Genomic DNA, 16,713 nt, shown 5'->3' on the forward strand with positions numbered 1-16,713 from the left:
CCAATCTTGGTGAATCGTCACTGAGCGGCTGCCTTTATGTGCCGAATTTGCTTTGTATCCGGTAACACACCGTTACAAATATGGAAATACTACACCCCCGTTCAGTTCCTCAACCTTGCACCAGGGTGGCTCTTCGGTCACTCTATGGCCGGTAACTGGCACAGGAGCCGGCGCGATGCGCAAATTTCTCGTCCTCCTGGACGATAGCCGTGAATGCCTGAACGCGATGCGTTTTGCCGCAATGCGGGCAGCGAATACAGGGGGTGCGGTCATTGTGATGGCCGTCATTGCAGCCGAAGAAATCCAGCATGGGCTGGGGGTTGCGGATGTCATGCGGGCCGAGGCGCGCGAACGCATCGAGGCCCATTTCGAGGTTTTCGCCAAGTGGATGCGCGACCGCCCCAAGGTCGAGCCGGAACTGGTGATCCGCGAGGGTGATCCGGCCGACGAACTACTGGCGCAGGTCGGCGAAGATCCGCTGATCGGTGTGGTCGTACTGGGCATCGCCGCCGAGAAGGGCGCCAAAAACCCGATCATCAATCGCCTGCTGCGCGAAGCCGGCGTTCTGGGCTGTCCGGTCACGCTGGTCCCAGGGGATATTTCCAAGGAACGACTGGAAGCCATTACCTGACGGCGCGGACAATAGGACGCGCCAAGCCGGCTTGACCCAACCGCCTGTGACGCCCATATCAAGACCAAAGGAGCACAGCCCATGTTCATTCAGACCGAGACCACGCCAAACCCCGCCACGCTGAAATTTCTGCCGGGCGAGACTGTTTTGGGTAATGGCACCGCCGACTTCCCCACAGGCGACACTGCGGGCAAGTCACCGCTGGCCGCGCGCATCTTTGCGGTGCAGGGCGTCAACGGCGTGTTTCTGGGCGGCGATTTCGTGACCGTGACCAAGTCGGATGAGACCGATTGGGATCACCTCAAGCCCTCGGTTCTGGGGGCGATCATGGAACACTACCAGTCCGGCGCGCCCGCCATCGAAGGCGAAGCCGCCGAGAATAGCGGCCATGCCAGCCATGACGGGCCCGATGGTGAGATCGTCGACCAGATCAAGGAATTGCTGGACACCCGCGTCCGCCCCGCCGTGGCGCAGGATGGTGGCGACATCACCTTTCACGGCTTTGATCGCGGGATTGTCTATCTGCATATGCAGGGTGCCTGCGCGGGCTGCCCCTCTTCGACCCTGACGTTGAAGATGGGCATCGAGAACCTGCTGCGCCACTATATCCCAGAGGTGATCGAGGTTCGCCCCGTTGCCTGACGCGCCTGACGACGGCGCATGCGAAGAACCAAGAGGGCGCTGCTATTGTGGCGCCTCTTCATTTTCCGCGCTCGCGCCGCCGCTGATCGCTTCATACTGCCACTGCACAGATTGCCGACGCCGGGCCGCCGCCGCCGTCGCAGCGTATAAGCCTGAGCAGATCGGGTTCACGCCAGACCTTGGCACCGGCAGGACGGTAGGTGCCGGGGTGACGCGCTGGAACCGTGCGTCCCGCGGATCGCCACTGGCGGCGCGGTTCGACGATCTGCCACGCCAGAACGGCAGTTTGCGCGACCTGCTGAATGATGCACGCTCATGAGCCGCGATCTGCCGCTCGCCCTGGCCTTCGACACCTCTGCCGCGCATTGCGCCGTCGCGCTGCTGGCGGGCGATCGGGTGCTGGCCGAGCGGGTCGAGCCGATGACCAAAGGCCAGGCCGAGCGGCTGTTTCCCCTGCTGGACGAGATACTCGCCGAGGCCGGCTTGGGCTGGGCTGATCTGGACGTGATCGGCGTGGGCACGGGCCCCGGAAACTTTACCGGCATCCGCATCGCGGTCGCCGCCGCACGCGGGCTGGCCCTGTCGCTGAGGATCCCGGCCATTGGCATCAGTGTAACCGAAGCCGCCGCGCTTGATCTGCCGCGGCCCTGCCGGGTGGTGATCCCCTCGCGGAAAGATCAGGTTATCTGGCAGGATTTCGGGCTGGAAGGCGAGGGTCGGCCACAGCAAGCCGCGGCCGATACGCTGCCGCCCGGCCCTGCACCTGCCGCCCCGCTGATGCCGCTGGCGGTCGCCATGGCCCGGATCGCGCTGGCCCGCCGTCACACCCCTGCGCCCCGCCCTGCCCCGATCTATCTGCGCCCCGCCGATGCGGCACCGTCACGCGATGCGCCTGTGGTGATGCTGCCGTGAGCCCGGATGCGCTGGCGGAACTGCACCGGCGCTGCTTTGATGTGCCCCGCCCGTGGACGGCAGCCGAGTTTGCGGGCCTGCTGCAGGGGCCGCACGCCTTTCTGCTGAACCGACCGAATGGCTTTCTGCTGGGCCGGGTCGTCGCGGACGAGGCCGAGTTGCTGACCCTCGCCGTCGCCCCCGAGGCACGACGGCACGGTATCGGCGCAGCCCTGACGCGGGATTTTTCCAGCAGCGCGCGCAAACGCGGCGCGGCTGAGGCATTCCTGGAAGTGGCCGCAAACAACCACCCGGCGATTGCCCTCTATCAGGCGCAGGGATGGCAGAATGTCGGGCGTCGGCCGGGCTATTATACCCCTGAAATTGACGGTCTGACGCTGCGCCTTGCGCTTTGAAAACGCGCAGAATAGTGTTGACCACTTTCGGGCTATGCGCCCTAATCAAGCAATGCAGCGGGCAGAATCGTCCGTAACGATATTGACAAGAAGAGGTTACCATAATGTCTCTGATGAAAACCCTTTTCGCCGGAACCGCGCTGGTCGCGCTGAGCGCCGGCGTCGCGGCGGCAGAGCCGGCGCTGATCTTTGATCTGGGCGGCAAGTTCGACAAATCCTTCAACGAAGCCGCCAATAACGGCGCCGTGCGTTGGGCCGAGGAAACCGGCGGCAGCTACAAGGAACTGGAGATGCAGTCCGAGGCGCAGCGCGAACAGGCCCTGCGCCGCTTGGCTGAAACCGGCGCCAATCCGATCATCATGACCGGCTTTGCCTTTGGCGACGTGCTGAACAAGGTCGCGCCCGACTATCCCGACACCAAGTTCGGCATCATCGACATGGTGGTCGAACAGCCGAACGTGCAATCGGTTGTCTTTACCGAGGAACAGGGCAGCTATCTGGCCGGGATCATGGCCGCAATGGCATCGGAAACCGATACCGTCGGCTTTATCGGCGGCATGGACATTCCGCTGATCCACAAGTTCGAATGCGGCTTTGCGCAGGGCTTCAAATCGGTCAAGCCCGAGGGCAACGTGCTGATCAACTATACCGGCACCACGCCTGCGGCATGGAACGACCCGGTCAAGGGCGGTGAACTGGCCAAGGCGCAGATCAGCCAGGGCGCGGACGTGGTCTATGCGGCTGCCGGCGGCACCGGCATCGGCGTGCTGCAAGCCGTGGCAGATGGCGGCAAGCTGGGCGTTGGCGTCGACAGCAACCAGAACCACCTGCATCCGGGCAGCATGCTGACCTCGATGGTCAAGCGCGTCGACAACGCCGTCTTTGACGCGTTCACCGCAGGCGCTGATCTGGAGGCCGGCGTCAAGGTGATGGACCTGAAAGCAGACGGCGTCGCCGTTGCGATCGACGATGACAACAAGGATCTGGTAACCGCCGAAATGCAGACTGCGATCGACGAGGCGACAGCCCAGATCGCCGATGGCAGCGTCGCGGTGCACGATTACATGACCGATAACACCTGCCCGGTCCAGTAAATGGCCGAGGCGACACAACCTTCGGGGGGGCGGCCAGACACGGCCGCCCCCGCCGCAATCGAGTTGCGTGGAATATCAAAGGCCTTCGGTCCGGTTCAGGCAAACAAGAACATCGACCTGCGCGTCGAAAAGGGCACGATCCACGGCATCATCGGCGAGAACGGTGCGGGCAAGTCGACATTGATGTCGATCCTTTACGGGTTCTACAAACCCGATAGCGGCGAGATCATGGTGAACGGTCAGCCGCTGACCATTGCAGACAGCCAGACCGCCATCCGCGCCGGCATCGGCATGGTTTTCCAGCATTTCAAGCTGGTGCAGAACTTCACCGTGCTGGAAAATATCATCCTCGGCGTCGAGGACGGCCCGATGCTGCGCCCTTCGCTCGCCAAGGCACGCGGCGTCCTGAAGCAGCTGGCCGAAGAATACGAACTGAATGTCGACCCCGATGAGACCATCGAAGAGCTTTCGGTCGGTCATCAGCAGCGCGTCGAGATCCTCAAGGCACTGTACCGCGAAGCCGATATCCTGATCCTGGACGAGCCGACCGGCGTGCTGACCCCGGCCGAGGCCGACCACCTGTTCCGGATCCTCGAAGGGCTGCGCGCCGAGGGCAAGACCATCATCCTGATCACCCACAAGCTGCGCGAGATCATGGAGATCACGGACAGCGTCTCGGTGATGCGACGCGGCGAGATGGTGGCATCGGTCCAGACCGCCCAGACCAGCCCCGAGGAACTGGCCGAACTGATGGTCGGTCGAAAGGTCATCCTGAACATCGAGAAAGCCGCCGCCAATCCGGGCCAAGCGGTGCTTGAGGTTCGCGATCTGCGGCTGGTCGATGACGAGGGTGTCGAGCGCCTGCGCGGCATCAGCTTTGACATTCGTGCCGGCGAAATTCTGGGCATCGCGGGCGTCAGCGGCAATGGCCAGACGCAGTTGATGGAATTGCTGGGCGGTTATCCCGAAAAGGGCAGCAAGGTCAGCGGCACCATCCATATGAATGGCGACAACCTGGACCTGACCGGAACCAAATCCGACGCCCGCACGCGCCGCAAACGCGGTATTGGCCATGTCCCCGAGGACCGGCAGACCGAAGGTCTGATCATGGATTTCGCAGCCTGGGAAAACGTGGCCTTCGGCTATCACGACAAGCCCGCCTATCAGAGCGGGCTGATGATGAATAACACCGCCATCAAGTCCGATGCCGAGAAATATTTCGAGGATTTCGACGTCCGTCCGCGCAACACCAACCTGGCAGCTCGCAACTTTTCCGGCGGCAACCAGCAAAAGATCGTGGTGGCCCGCGAGATCGAGCGGAACCCCGACCTCTTGCTGATCGGCCAGCCCACCCGCGGCGTTGATATCGGCGCGATCGAGTTCATCCACAAACGGATCGTCGAATTGCGCGATGCGGGTAAGGCCGTTCTGCTGGTCAGCGTCGAGTTGGACGAGATCCTGTCGCTGTCTGACCGCATTGCCGTGATGTTTGACGGCCGTATCATGGGCGAACGGCTGCCCTCTGAAACGACGACCGGAGAACTGGGCCTGTTGATGGCCGGTGTTACCGACACCGAAAACACCCCCGACAGCGCGGGCATCCCGCCCGAAGACCGACATGTTGATGAACTGCCAGAGGGTCGTGCCTGATGGATAAGATGCCAAAATGGGCCGATGTCATCCTGACACCGCTCATTTCACTGTTTCTGGCGATGGCCATCTCGGCGCTGGTGATCCTGGCCATCGGCGAAAGCCCATGGGTGGCGCTGACGACAATGGTCGAGGGCGCGCTTGGGTCCAGCTATGGCTGGGGCTACACGCTGTATTACACAACGAATTTCATCTTTACCGGACTGGCCGTGATGGTCGCCTACCACGCCGCGCTGTTCAACATCGGCGGCGAGGGTCAGGCGGCGATGGGTGGTCTGGGGGTGGCGCTGGTCTGTCTGGCATTCCCCTGGCCGCATTGGGCGCTGGCCCTGCCCGCCGCCATGATCGGCGGCGCGTTGCTGGGGGCAGCCTGGGCATTCATCCCGGCATGGCTGCAGGCAAAACGCGGCAGCCACATCGTCATCACCACGATCATGTTCAACTTTATCGCGGCAGCGGTCCTGAACTATGTGCTGGTCAATATGCTGCGCCCCGTGGGCAGCATGGACCCGGCCTCAGCCCGCTTTCCCGAGGGCACACACCTGCCGAAACTGTCGGATATCGCTACGATTTTCGGCACCGAGTGGGGCAAGAACACGCCCGTCAACATCACTTTCTTTATCGCCATCGCAGCCTGCTTTCTGGTCTGGCTGCTGATCTGGCGCACCCGCCTTGGATATGAGATCCGCGCCTTTGGCAAATCCGAGCCCGGTGCGATGTATGCCGGTATTTCGCCGGTGCGCATCACCGTCATTGCCATGCTGATCTCGGGTGGGCTGGCCGGTCTGATGGCGATCAACAACGTCATGGGCGAAAGCGAACGGCTGGTGCTGAACGCGGTCGAAGGCGCAGGCTTTATCGGCATCGCGGTGGCGCTGATGGGCCGCAATCACCCCTTCGGCGTCTTTCTCGCGGCGCTGCTCTTTGGCTTTCTCTATCAGGGCGGCGGCGAATTGGCGCTGTGGACCAGCATCCCGCGCGAGTTGATCATCGTCATCCAGGCGCTGGTCATCCTGTTTACCGGCGCGCTGGACAATATGGTGCGGATGCCGCTGGAGCGCATCTTCATGGCCCTGCGCAAGCGAGAGGACGTCTGATGGGACTGAATTCGCTGAAAGACGCGCTGACGCCGATCATCGTGTTGTCCATCTGCGTGATCTGGGTGCTGCTGGACCAGAACCGTGCCCTTGACGGTATCGAAAGCGCGCTGCGCCTGATGACGCCGCTTTTGCTGGCCTGCCTCGCGGGCCTTTATTCGGAACGCGCAGGCGTCTTTGATATCGGGCTAGAGGGCAAGATGCTGATGGCCGCGTTCTCTGCGGCGACCGTGGCGTATCTGACCGGCAGCGCCTGGTTGGGGCTGCTGGCCGGTATTGGCGGCTCGCTGTCGCTGTCGCTGATCCATGGCCTGGCCTCGATCACCTTTCGCGGCAATCAGCTGATTTCCGGCGTTGCCATAAACTTTCTCGCCTCGGGTCTGACGGTGTTGCTGGGGATCAAGATCTTTGGCCTCGGCGGCCGGACCCCGGCCCTTGTCGGCGATGCCCGTTTTGGCGACCTGAACCTGCCCTTTGCCGATGCGCTGGCCGGTGTGCCGCTGCTGGGGCCGATCTATTCGCGGCTGATCTCGGGGCACTCGATTCTGGTCTATATGGCCATTCTGGCAGTGCCGCTGACCTGGTGGGTACTCTATCGCACACGCTTTGGCCTGCGCCTGCGGGCTGTGGGCGAAAACCCGGCCTCGGTCGATACGGCGGGCATCTCGGTCACCCGGCTGCGCTATGCCGCGATTGCGATCTGCGGCATCCTTTGCGGCGTCGCTGGCGCCTATCTGGCCACCGGGCTTTCCGCAGGCTTCGTCAAGGAAATGACCGCCGGTCGCGGCTTTATCGCCCTGGCGGCGCTGATCTTTGCCAAATGGCGGCCCTGGGGCGCGCTGTTTGCAACGCTGCTGTTCGGCCTGCTGGAATCGCTGGCAAACCAATATCCCAACCTGGATCTGGGCTTCGTTACCATCCCCTCGATGTTCATGAACGCACTGCCTTACATCCTGACCGTCATCATCCTCGCCGGCTTTGTTGGCCGCGCGATCCCGCCACGCGCGGGCGGAGAACCCTATGTCAAAGAGCGATGATCTTGTTGCCCTCATCCGCGAGCGTGCAGGGCCAGAGGCGCCGGAATACGCGCTGATCCTTGGCTCGGGCCTTGGGCATATCTCTGGCACGGTCGATGGCACAGCGATCCCTTATGACGAGCTGCCCGGCTTTCCCCATGCCGGTGTGTCAGGCCACGTACCGCAGCTGGTGATCGGCCAGTTAGAGGGCCGCCGCGTGGCGGTTTTCGGTGGCCGCTCGCATTACTACGAATCCGGTCGGGCCGATGCGATGCGCCTGCCTTTGGAAGTGGTCGCCGGGCTGGGCACGAAAAAGCTGATCCTGACCAATGCCGCCGGTTCAGTGCGTGAAACGATGCAGCCCGGCGCGCTGATGATGCTGTCCGATCACATCAACCTGTCGGGTGCAAACCCGCTGATCGGCGAGGCCACCGATGCCCGCTTTCAGCCGATGACCGACGCCCATGATACCGATCTGCGCGCGGCCCTGCGCAGCGCCGCCATCGCCGAAAATGTCGACCTGAACGAGGGCGTCTACACCTGGTTTTCCGGCCCCAGCTTCGAAACACCGGCCGAGATCCGCATGACCCAGATCATCGGCGGCGATGCGGTCGGCATGTCAACGGTTCCCGAAATCATCCTCGGCCGCTTCTTCGGCCTGCGCTGCGCGGCGATCTCGGTCATCACCAATATGGGTGCGGGCATGTCGGACGAGGCCCTCAGCCACGAACATACCAAGGCCATGGCCCCCATCGGCGCGGCCAAGCTGGAACAGGTACTGCGCCGATTCCTTCGCGATGGCGACGCGGCTGTGCCAGTGATCTAGGGCAGCCGTGCCACTCAAGGCAGGCCACAGGCGCAGACCAAGGAACCAATTTTCAGAAAGTAATGGTGCGGTCGAGAGGACTCGAACCTCCACGGGAGTTACCCCACAGCGACCTCAACGCTGCGCGTCTACCAATTCCGCCACGACCGCATCCGGGCAGTGGGCGGGGTGATAGCCAAAGCTGTGCCGATTGAAAAGGGGTAATCGCATCTGCGGCGATGCCCGCAGCGCCCGGCCGACAGGCCGCGGGGCGCAAGGGGGTCGATCCCCCTTGCGCCCCGCCCGTTGCTTGCAGCGTTCTCTGTCAGATCAGCCCGGCATGCGCCAAGGCGGCGTCGATCTGCTTGCGGGTCTCGGCGCGCAGCGGGGTCAACGGCAGCCGCACGCGATCTTCGCACAATCCCAGCCGCGACATCGCATATTTGACGCCCACCAGCCCCGGCTCGACAAAAATCGCGATATGCAAGCGCATCAGGCGGTCCTGAAACTCCAGCGCCTTGGCGAAATCGCCGGCCAGCGTCGCCTGTTGCATCTTCGAGCACAAACCCGGCGCAACATTGCCGGTGACCGAGATGCACCCAACCCCGCCTTGAGCATTGAACCCATGCGCGGTCGCGTCCTCGCCCGACAATTGGATGAAATCGGGGCCGCAGGTGATGCGCTGCTGGCTGACACGCTCCAACTTGCCGGTCGCGTCCTTGACGCCGACGATATTGCGCAGCTTTGACAGTTCACCCATTGTTTCGGGCGTCATGTCGATGACCGAACGGGGCGGTATATTATAGATGATGATCGGCAGATCGGCGGCGTCATGCAGCGCAGTGAAATGCGCAATCAGCCCCTCTTGCGTCGGCTTGTTGTAATAGGGCGTGACCACCAGTGCGCCCTGCGCGCCAGCCTCGGCAGCGAATTGCACCAGCCCGGTTGCCTCGCGCGTCGAATTCGAGCCCGCGCCGGCAATCACCGGGATACGGCCATCGACCACCTCGACCACGGTCTCGATCACGCGGCGATGTTCGTCATGGCTCAGCGTCGGGCTTTCACCCGTCGTGCCGACCGGGGCCAGACCGTTGCTGCCCTGTTCGATATGCCATTCGACCAGCTTCTTCAGCGTATCCAGATCCAACTCGCCGTCCGAGGTGAACGGCGTGACGAGGGCGGGTATCGACCCTTTGAACATGGCACGCTCCTGCATTTGTGGTTCCAGAACGCGCGGACCCTATATCCGGGCTGCGGAATTGCCAAGGATGTGAGTTGCACCCGGCGTGATCGCGCCGCTAAACAGAGGGCGAATGCGGTCTATCGGTCACATATTCCGGGCAGGTGCGCTGGCGCTGATGCTGCCGGCCCTGCCAGCGCAGGCCGAGGATGCCGGCGCGATGGCGCTGGCCCTGTCAGCAGCCGAGGTCGGCGATTGGATCACCGCGCGCGCCGCGGCGCAGCGTTCGGGCCCGATGGCCGAGGCGCTGATCGGCTGGCAGGCCCTGCAGGCGGGTCATGGCGAGTTTGGCGACTATCTGGCCTTTCGCCGGAATCACCCCGACTGGCCGGGCGATGCACGTCTTATCGCACGCGGCGACGCAAGGCTGCGCGCCGAGATGCCAGCCGATGACATCCGCGACTGGCTGGGCGACCGACTGCCGGACAGCTTGGCGGCGGAAACCGCACTGCTGGCTACCCTGGACGATGATGCGGCCAAGACCGAGCGCGCGCGTTTCTGGACCGTGACCCCGCTTGAGCCATCTGAAGAAAGCGCGTTTCTGACCGCCCACGGGCCCGAGCTGAAACCGCTGGCCGCCGACCGCGCATTCGCGATGCTGGATCAGGGCGAATGGCAAACTGCCGAAAGGCGGCTGACCGATATGCCCGCACCGCAGGCCGCGCTGGCGCGTGCGCGCATCGCCTTGCAGGCCCGCCGCGACGGCGTTGACGATCTGATCAATGCGCTGCCACCGACCGACGGCGCTGATCCCGGCTTGACCATGGACCGTTTTCGCTGGCGCGTTGCGGCCAAGCTGCACGATCTGGCCCGCGATCTGATGCTGGACGTGTCGACCAGCGCCGAGGCGCTGCGCGATCCCGAAGTCTGGGCGCAGATGCGCGTCGATTATGCGCGACTGGCCATGCGCAACGGTGACTGGCCACTGGCTGAGCGTCTGGCCGCGAACCATTTCCTGCCCGCTGATAATCGCCACTATCCCGATCTGGAATGGTTGGCGGGTTACGCCGCACTTCGGACCGGCGCGGCAGATCGGGCGCTGGACCATTTCCTGCATCTCGAAACCGTCGTCGGCAGTGCGATCAGCACCGCACGCGCGGCCTATTGGCAGGGGCGCGCGCATGAAAATCTGGGCGATCAGACGGCAGCAGAGGCAGCCTATCGTCTGGGGGCGGATCATCCGGGCGTCTATTACGGCCAGCTTTCCGTCGAAAAGCTGGGTCTGACGATGCCGGCCGAATTTGCCGTTCAGGGCCGCGCCGAGGACAGTTTGCCCGACTGGCGCGGCAGCGGGTTGCGGGACCACGAGTTGTTCAACGCCGGTCTTTGGCTTGTCGCGACGGGCCGTGCCGATCAGGCGCAGCAGTTCTTTTTGCAGGCCGCTGATAACGGCGCCGAGCCAGATGACATCGCCCGTATGGCGCGGCTGATGATCGAGGCGGGCAAACCCTGGCATGCGCTGCGCCTGTCGAAACGCGCGGCCAATCAACAGGCCATCTATCCGGCGGCACATTTCCCGCTGACCGGGCTGGAGGAAACCGATCTGGGGCTGCCCCCCGAACTGGTTCTGTCCATCGCCCGGCAGGAAAGCGAGTTCAACCATACCGTCGGCAGCCATGCAGGCGCGCTAGGTCTGATGCAGGTGATGCCCGCCACCGCGGAGGCCATGGCCCGTCAGATCCGCGAACCCTTTGATCGCGCCCGGCTGACACGCGACGCGGCCTATAATGCACGACTTGGCGCGGCCTATCTGTCAGGCCTGCGGGATCGCTTTGGCACCTCGATCGCGCTGGTCGCCTCGGGATATAATGCGGGGCCGGGCCGGCCTGCGCGCTGGCTTGGCGATTTTGGCGATCTGCGCAAGGGCGCGGATCATGGCGGTACCGATCCGGTCGACTGGGTCGAGCTGATCCCTTTTGACGAGACGCGGAATTACGTCATGCGCGTGACCGAGGCGCAGCCGATCTATCGCGCCCGGATCATGGGAAAGCCCGCGCCAATTGTGCCAAGTTGGGATCTGTCGGGCGGCGGGCTGATGCCGCCACCGCCGCTGCGGTTGACCCTGGCATTGTCTTCGCGCCCGCCCGGCAGGCCGCTGCGTCTGGCACAGGTTCCCCTGAGCCCCGACCTGCGAGAGGCGGTAGGCCGGATGCCTTTGCCCAGAAACCTGCCCGCCGGGGATGAGCCTGATCTGAACTGGCCCGAGGGCGTCACAAGCCCGGCTGCTGCGCCTTTTGCCTCTCGCGCCATAAGGTAAACAGCCCGGCACCGACCACAACCGTGGCCCCGATGACGACATTCAGCCTTAGCTCATCGCCAAAAACCAGCACGCCGATCGCGCTGACCCAAACCAGCTGCGTATAGGCAAAGGGCTGCAGCGCCGATGCCTCGGCCAGTTCATAGGCCCGGATCAGCAGATAATGCCCCGTCGCCGCCAGCATGCACAGTAACGCCATCCAGACCCAGTCAATCGGCGCCAGCCATTCCCAATGCCAGATGCCCAATGCGGTGATCGCCACGGCCCCGAAAATGCCGGTCCAGAAAAAGCTGACAATCGCCGGATCTGCGCGCGAGACATAGCGCGTCAGCAACCCGTAGACCGCGAACATCAGCGCCGCGATCAGGGGCAGCATCGCCTCGGTCGCAAAGGCGCTGCGACCCGGCTGCAAGACGATCAGGATGCCCACAAAGCCGATGAAGATGGCGGTCCAGCGCCGCCAGCCGACCTTTTCGCCCAGGATGGGTCCGGACAATGCGGCGACCAGCAGCGGCGAAATGGTGAAGATCGCATGTGTCTCGACGAGACCCAGGCGCACAAAGGCCTCGATCATGATCACCACCTCGCCCACCAGCAACAAGGCGCGGGTGATCTGCAGATAGGGATGACGCGACCGGATCGCCCGGCGCAACCCGCCCGGCTGGCGTGCAACCAGCGCCAGAACGAAGAATGCAAAGAACCAATAACGCAGCATCACCACGAATGTCGGGGCATAGCTGCTGCCCAACTGCCGCGACAAGCCGTCCTGCAGCGCAAAGATAAGGCTGGTGCCGCACATGATCATGATCGCCAAACCAGTGCGGTCGTCGATCGGATTATTGTTCGGCGGCACCGCCGGCGCGCGCGTCGCAGGGGCGTTCAGCGGGTTCTGAGGCGTTTCCTCGGACATGAGAATCCTTGCGCAAAGTGCAAGTCCGGGATGCGCCTTTCCCGAAAAGAGGTCAAGGTGGGCAAAACCCGCCCGCAGACCTCAGTCGCGCGCCCGGATCACCTTGGCGAATTGTTCAAAGATCGTGGCATTTGCAGTGACGATCCGACCGGATTCCAGCACGTGATCACCATCGCGCAGACCCTCGGCAAAACCGCCGGCCTCGCGCACCATCAGGATCCCGGCGGCGATGTCCCAGGGGCTGATGCCGCGTTCCCAATAGCCGTCAAAGCGGCCTGCCGCGACATAGGCAAGATCCAGAGAGGCCGCACCCCAACGCCGAACGCCAGCCGTCAGCGGCATCAGCCGCGCCAGATCCTGCAGCGTCGCCGGCAGCGTGCCCCGGCCGCCGAATGGCACGCCGGTGGCAAAGATCGACTCGATCATCTTGCCGCGGCCCGAAACCCGCAAACGCTGATCGTTCATATAGGCGCCGTTGCCCTTTTCGGCGGTATACAACTCGTCCTTCGCCGGATCAAAAATGACCGCCGCGACGATTTCACCCTTGTGCTCCAGCGCGATGCTGACGGCCCAATGCGGCAGCCCGTGCAGAAAGTTGGTGGTGCCGTCCAGCGGGTCTACGATCCAGCGCCGGGTCGGGTCTTCGCCCGCCTCTTCGCCGGTTTCCTCGCCCAGCCAGCCATAGTTGGGGCGCGCGCCGCGCAGCTCTTCCTTGATGATCCGCTCGGCCTCGCGGTCGGCCCGTGACACGAAATCGCCCGCGCCCTTGACGCTGACCTGCAGGTTCTCGACCTCACGAAAATCCTTGACCAGACTCCGACCGGCCTTGCGGGCAGCCTTGATCATCACGTTCATATTGGCAGATGGCATTCGCGGACTCCTGACGGGTTGCGCGCCTCTTAGGCCGAAGAGCCAGAAAAGCCAAGCCGCGTCACGCGCGCAGCATGCGGATCGGCTCTGTCCGCGACAGGCGCAGGACATGCGCCATGTAGGGCTGGGCCAGATCATCATCGCGGATCGCCGCATAAAGGCGCCGCAGCAGCCCGCCCTGCCCCAATGGCAGCAGCGCCAGTTCAGGATTGGCAGCGTGACGGCGCAACACCCAATCGGGCATTACAGCAACCCCGCGCCCGGATGCCACCAGCATCAGCGCGACATCTGTCAGTTCGACCTTTCGATGGTTGGCCGGTTCGATCCCGGCCGGGGTCAGGAACTGGCTGAATACGTCCAGCCGCGCACGGTCCATCGGATAGGTGATCAGCGTTTCGCGCAGCAGATCCTCGGGTTCGACATAGCCCTTTTCGACCAGCGGATGCGCGGCGGGCACCACCATCGTCGGCGCGTAGTCAAACAGCGGTGCAAATGTCACACCGGGCACCTCCTCCGGATCAGACGAGATCACCAGATCGACCTGCTCGCGGGTCAGTGCCGGCAAGGCCTCAAAGGCCAGCCCAACGCGGATATCGACATCAACATCCGGCCAGGCGCGGCGAAATTTATCCAGCACCGGCAGCAGCCAGTCGAAACAGGCATGGCATTCCATGGCGATATGCAACCGGCCCACCCGACCCATCTCGACGCCCTTGAACTCGGCTTCGGTGGCGGCAACCATCGGCAGCACCTGCTCGGCCAGCCGCAAGAGCCGCATTCCGGCAGCCGACAGCCGCATCGGCTTGGCGCGGCGGACGAACAGTTCGATCCCGGCCTGATCCTCTAACGCCTTGATCTGATGAGACAGGGCCGATTGCGTGATGTTCAGCAAATCCGCCGCGCGGGCCAGCCCGCCTTGTTCGTGAACCGCGCGGACAGTCCGCAGATGGCGCAATTCCAGATGCATGTTCTTGAATCACTTTCATGACGATCTTGAGAAACATGAATTTGTCTCACGTCGCGCGACGTGGCACAAGGGCTGCAACAAGGGGAATCACCATGACCGTCAGCACGCCGAAAATCAGCTTTGAATTCTTCCCGCCCAAAACGCTGGAAGCATCCTTTGCCCTGTGGGAAACCGCACGCGCGCTGGCCCCGATGGAGCCCGATTTCGTCTCGGTCACCTATGGCGCGGGCGGCACCACGCGGCAATTGACCCATGAGGCGGTGACGACGATCCAGAAGAATTATGGCCTGAACGTCGCCGCGCATCTGACCTGTGTCGACGCCTCGCGCGAGGAAACATTGGCCATCGTGCAATCCTATGCCGATGCCGGTGTACGCGAAATCGTGGCCCTGCGCGGCGATGCGCCCAAGGGTCAGGACGGCTTTAGCCCCCATGCTGACGGATTTGCCAACTCGATCGAGTTGATCGAGGCGATTGCAGCGCGCGGCGACATGAATATCCGCGTCGGCGCCTATCCCGAACCGCATCCCGACAGCCCCTCAACCGATGCCGATGTTGACTGGCTCAAGCGCAAGATCGACGCCGGTGCGACCAGCGCGATCACCCAGTTCTTCTTTGAGGCGGACACATTTTTCCGCTTTCGCGACAAATGCGTGGCCGCAGGTATCGACGCCCCGATCATTCCGGGCATCCTGCCGGTCCAAAGCTGGGCGGGCACCAAGCGCTTTGCCAAGATGTGCGGCACGACGGTCCCGCAATGGGCGGACGAGGCCTTTACCGCCGCCGCCCGCGATGGCGAAGGCCGCGAAGAGTTGCTGGCAACCGCGATCTGCACCGAGTTGTGCGATGATCTGATCCGCGGCGGCGTGGACCGGCTGCATTTCTACACGCTGAACCGCCCGGGCCTGACCCGCGATGTCTGCGCCGCCCTGGGCGTTCAGCCGACGCGCGAACTCAGGGCCGTGGCCTGAGCCAGCGCAGCCGACCGGGTGTCAGGGCTGCCGTTCGCCCGCAAGCGGCGGCAACAGATCACCCGCAACCAGCCGCGAAAGCATCGGTCGCACAACGGGCCAGGTGGCCATCGGCGCCATCAGATGATCGCGCAGCCAGGGCAGCGCATGCGAGTTTGATTGATACATCGGTGTCAGCAGCGCGCTGAACGCCTGATAGGATCTGATATGCCAGCGGCGCATGCGCGCGTAGTCGGGCAAAGCATCGATCAGCGGTTGACGCAGCGCGATGACCAGCGCAAGCGCATCCAGCAAGGCCATGTTCGCGCCCTGCCCCAGTTACGGGCTGGCGCGATGTGCGGCGTCACCAATATGCACCATGGACTGGGAATAGGGCCGCGATAGCGACCCATGGGTATAGCGTACCGTGATCAACTGATCGTTGCGGGTGATGCCGCGCAGGAAGGGCGAGATTTCGGGCCAGATCGATACGGCCTCTGCCTTCCAGTCTTCGATGGAACTGCCAGCCCACCCGGCCATCCGATCAACGGCCATTGACCAGAAAATCGTCGCGATGGGCTGAGGATCATCGGGAAGGCTGCCCACGGGAAGCACGCCGACCATGCGATCCGCACGCCGATAGCGTTGGCGCAACTGGTCGCGCGGCAGGGCGGCGTCATCAGGCTAGGGCACGGTTCCCCAAATCGCGCCATAGGACAGGGGTCGTGTCTGAATGGGTGACAGATGCGAACCGGCGCCGGCGGCATCGACGACCAGATCGAAAGGGCCAAACGCACGGCCATCCGCCAGCCGGATCAACCGGCGGTCGCGATCCAGCGGCGCTGCCGTGACACGGGCCGATGTGACGGTCGGAATGCCCACCGCCGTAACCCGACGCCAAAGCAGGTCGAACAGACCCGCCCGTTGAAACGCACGGCCGGGCGCGCCAGTTGGATAGGGCACATCCAGCACCGTCCGATCACCCTTGGCCGTGTCGCCATACATTCTGAGTATAGGGCAGGAAAGCGCCCGCGCCTCCTCTCCCGCACCGATCAGGTCAAGCACGGCAAGGCCTACGGGCTGGATCACCAGCCCAGACCCGACAGGGCCGGGTCTATCGAACTGCTCGAAAAGGGTGACGTCATGGCTCTCGGCATGGGCCAGCAAAGCGGCAGAGAGGCCGCCGATACCGGCCCCGGTTATGGCGATTCGCAGTTTCATCACGCGGGTTTGTAGGTCGGGGCTGCCAAAGACAACGCGCGATCTGCCAGCCGGCG

At 63.6% G+C, this 16,713-nt stretch carries 19 protein-coding genes and 1 tRNA gene; 12 read left to right on the forward strand and 8 right to left on the reverse strand.

Translation table 11 applies throughout. The features are described 5' to 3' along the window. Nucleotides 1-175 precede the first annotated feature (175 nt). From CUV01_RS02665 to CUV01_RS02705, 10 genes are all read left to right on the forward strand, one after another. Entirely contained in the window at nucleotides 176-631 is a 456-nt protein-coding gene (locus CUV01_RS02665; RefSeq protein WP_101459112.1) for a universal stress protein, read from the forward strand. 81 nt (nucleotides 632-712) lie between these two features. Beyond that, on the forward strand, nucleotides 713-1,273 hold the full coding sequence (locus CUV01_RS02670; protein WP_101459113.1) for a NifU family protein: 561 nt from the start codon (nucleotides 713-715) through the stop codon (nucleotides 1,271-1,273). After that, complete coding sequence (locus CUV01_RS20440) at nucleotides 1,266-1,592, forward strand: GFA family protein (protein ID WP_479684915.1); 327 nt, start codon at nucleotides 1,266-1,268, stop codon at nucleotides 1,590-1,592. The genes CUV01_RS02670 and CUV01_RS20440 overlap by 8 nt, the downstream gene beginning before the upstream one ends. Next, nucleotides 1,589-2,185 (forward strand): tRNA (adenosine(37)-N6)-threonylcarbamoyltransferase complex dimerization subunit type 1 TsaB, encoded by a 597-nt coding sequence (gene tsaB / locus CUV01_RS02675; RefSeq protein WP_101459114.1) that lies wholly within the window; start codon nucleotides 1,589-1,591, stop codon nucleotides 2,183-2,185. The genes CUV01_RS20440 and tsaB overlap by 4 nt, the downstream gene beginning before the upstream one ends. Then, nucleotides 2,182-2,580 (forward strand): GNAT family N-acetyltransferase, encoded by a 399-nt coding sequence (locus CUV01_RS02680; protein ID WP_101459115.1) that lies wholly within the window; start codon nucleotides 2,182-2,184, stop codon nucleotides 2,578-2,580. Before tsaB ends, CUV01_RS02680 begins: the two co-directional genes overlap by 4 nt. Before the next feature lie 104 nt (nucleotides 2,581-2,684). Beyond that, nucleotides 2,685-3,674 (forward strand): BMP family lipoprotein, encoded by a 990-nt coding sequence (locus CUV01_RS02685; protein ID WP_101459116.1) that lies wholly within the window; start codon nucleotides 2,685-2,687, stop codon nucleotides 3,672-3,674. Next, nucleotides 3,675-5,324, forward strand: a complete 1,650-nt coding sequence (locus CUV01_RS02690) for an ABC transporter ATP-binding protein (RefSeq protein WP_101459117.1) — start codon at nucleotides 3,675-3,677, stop codon at nucleotides 5,322-5,324. It begins immediately after the preceding gene. Beyond that, nucleotides 5,324-6,421: an ABC transporter permease gene (locus tag CUV01_RS02695; RefSeq protein ID WP_101459118.1), complete on the forward strand. Its 1,098-nt coding sequence runs from the start codon at nucleotides 5,324-5,326 to the stop codon at nucleotides 6,419-6,421. Before CUV01_RS02690 ends, CUV01_RS02695 begins: the two co-directional genes overlap by 1 nt. Before the next feature lie 119 nt (nucleotides 6,422-6,540). Beyond that, entirely contained in the window at nucleotides 6,541-7,458 is a 918-nt protein-coding gene (locus CUV01_RS02700) for an ABC transporter permease (protein ID WP_232962671.1), read from the forward strand. Next, a complete protein-coding gene (locus CUV01_RS02705) occupies nucleotides 7,442-8,263 on the forward strand; it encodes a purine-nucleoside phosphorylase (protein WP_101459120.1) in 822 nt (273 codons plus the stop codon). Before CUV01_RS02700 ends, CUV01_RS02705 begins: the two co-directional genes overlap by 17 nt. Nucleotides 8,264-8,326: 63 nt before the next feature. Here the strand turns inward: CUV01_RS02705 and CUV01_RS02710 are convergent. Both CUV01_RS02710 and dapA read right to left on the reverse strand, forming a co-directional pair. Continuing rightward, nucleotides 8,327-8,413: transfer RNA gene (locus tag CUV01_RS02710), tRNA-Leu, on the reverse strand. Between the two features lie 154 nt (nucleotides 8,414-8,567). After that, nucleotides 8,568-9,443 (reverse strand): 4-hydroxy-tetrahydrodipicolinate synthase, encoded by an 876-nt coding sequence (dapA, locus tag CUV01_RS02715; RefSeq protein ID WP_101461811.1) that lies wholly within the window; start codon nucleotides 9,441-9,443, stop codon nucleotides 8,568-8,570. A 112-nt stretch (nucleotides 9,444-9,555) separates the two neighbouring features. Between dapA and CUV01_RS02720 the strand changes: the two genes are divergently transcribed. After that, the gene (locus CUV01_RS02720; RefSeq protein ID WP_101459121.1) at nucleotides 9,556-11,739 is read left to right on the forward strand and encodes a lytic transglycosylase domain-containing protein; all 2,184 of its coding nucleotides are present in this window, start codon (nucleotides 9,556-9,558) and stop codon (nucleotides 11,737-11,739) included. Here CUV01_RS02720 and CUV01_RS02725 read toward each other — a convergent pair. The 3 genes from CUV01_RS02725 to CUV01_RS02735 form a co-directional block, all read right to left on the reverse strand. After that, nucleotides 11,693-12,649 carry a DMT family transporter gene (locus CUV01_RS02725; protein WP_101459122.1) on the reverse strand — a complete coding sequence of 319 codons (957 nt, stop codon included), beginning with the start codon at nucleotides 12,647-12,649 and terminating at the stop codon, nucleotides 11,693-11,695. The two genes, CUV01_RS02720 and CUV01_RS02725, sit on opposite strands and share 47 nt — an antisense overlap. 81 nt (nucleotides 12,650-12,730) lie before the next feature. Continuing rightward, nucleotides 12,731-13,519 (reverse strand): inositol monophosphatase family protein, encoded by a 789-nt coding sequence (locus CUV01_RS02730; protein ID WP_101459123.1) that lies wholly within the window; start codon nucleotides 13,517-13,519, stop codon nucleotides 12,731-12,733. A 61-nt stretch (nucleotides 13,520-13,580) separates the two neighbouring features. After that, the gene (locus tag CUV01_RS02735; RefSeq protein WP_101459124.1) at nucleotides 13,581-14,486 is read right to left on the reverse strand and encodes a LysR family transcriptional regulator; all 906 of its coding nucleotides are present in this window, start codon (nucleotides 14,484-14,486) and stop codon (nucleotides 13,581-13,583) included. A 92-nt stretch (nucleotides 14,487-14,578) separates the two neighbouring features. Between CUV01_RS02735 and metF the strand changes: the two genes are divergently transcribed. Beyond that, nucleotides 14,579-15,457, forward strand: coding sequence for a methylenetetrahydrofolate reductase [NAD(P)H] (gene metF, locus CUV01_RS02740; protein WP_101459125.1), 879 nt, complete (start codon nucleotides 14,579-14,581; stop codon nucleotides 15,455-15,457). Nucleotides 15,458-15,478: 21 nt separating this feature from the next. Here the strand turns inward: metF and CUV01_RS19990 are convergent, their stop codons facing one another. Genes CUV01_RS19990 through CUV01_RS20000 form a run of 3 tightly spaced genes read right to left on the reverse strand, consistent with a single transcriptional unit; the run spans nucleotide 15,479 to nucleotide 16,657 of the window. Continuing rightward, entirely contained in the window at nucleotides 15,479-15,757 is a 279-nt protein-coding gene (locus CUV01_RS19990; RefSeq protein ID WP_232962445.1) for an FAD-dependent monooxygenase family protein, read from the reverse strand. 18 nt (nucleotides 15,758-15,775) lie between these two features. Then, nucleotides 15,776-16,060, reverse strand: coding sequence for a hypothetical protein (locus CUV01_RS19995; RefSeq protein WP_232962447.1), 285 nt, complete (start codon nucleotides 16,058-16,060; stop codon nucleotides 15,776-15,778). 60 nt (nucleotides 16,061-16,120) lie between these two features. After that, the gene (locus tag CUV01_RS20000; protein WP_232962449.1) at nucleotides 16,121-16,657 is read right to left on the reverse strand and encodes an FAD-dependent oxidoreductase; all 537 of its coding nucleotides are present in this window, start codon (nucleotides 16,655-16,657) and stop codon (nucleotides 16,121-16,123) included. Nucleotides 16,658-16,713: the final 56 nt, after the last annotated feature.

Origin of the sequence: Paracoccus tegillarcae (assembly GCF_002847305.1) — a bacterium.
GTDB classification, from domain to species: Bacteria; Pseudomonadota; Alphaproteobacteria; order Rhodobacterales; family Rhodobacteraceae; genus Paracoccus; species Paracoccus tegillarcae.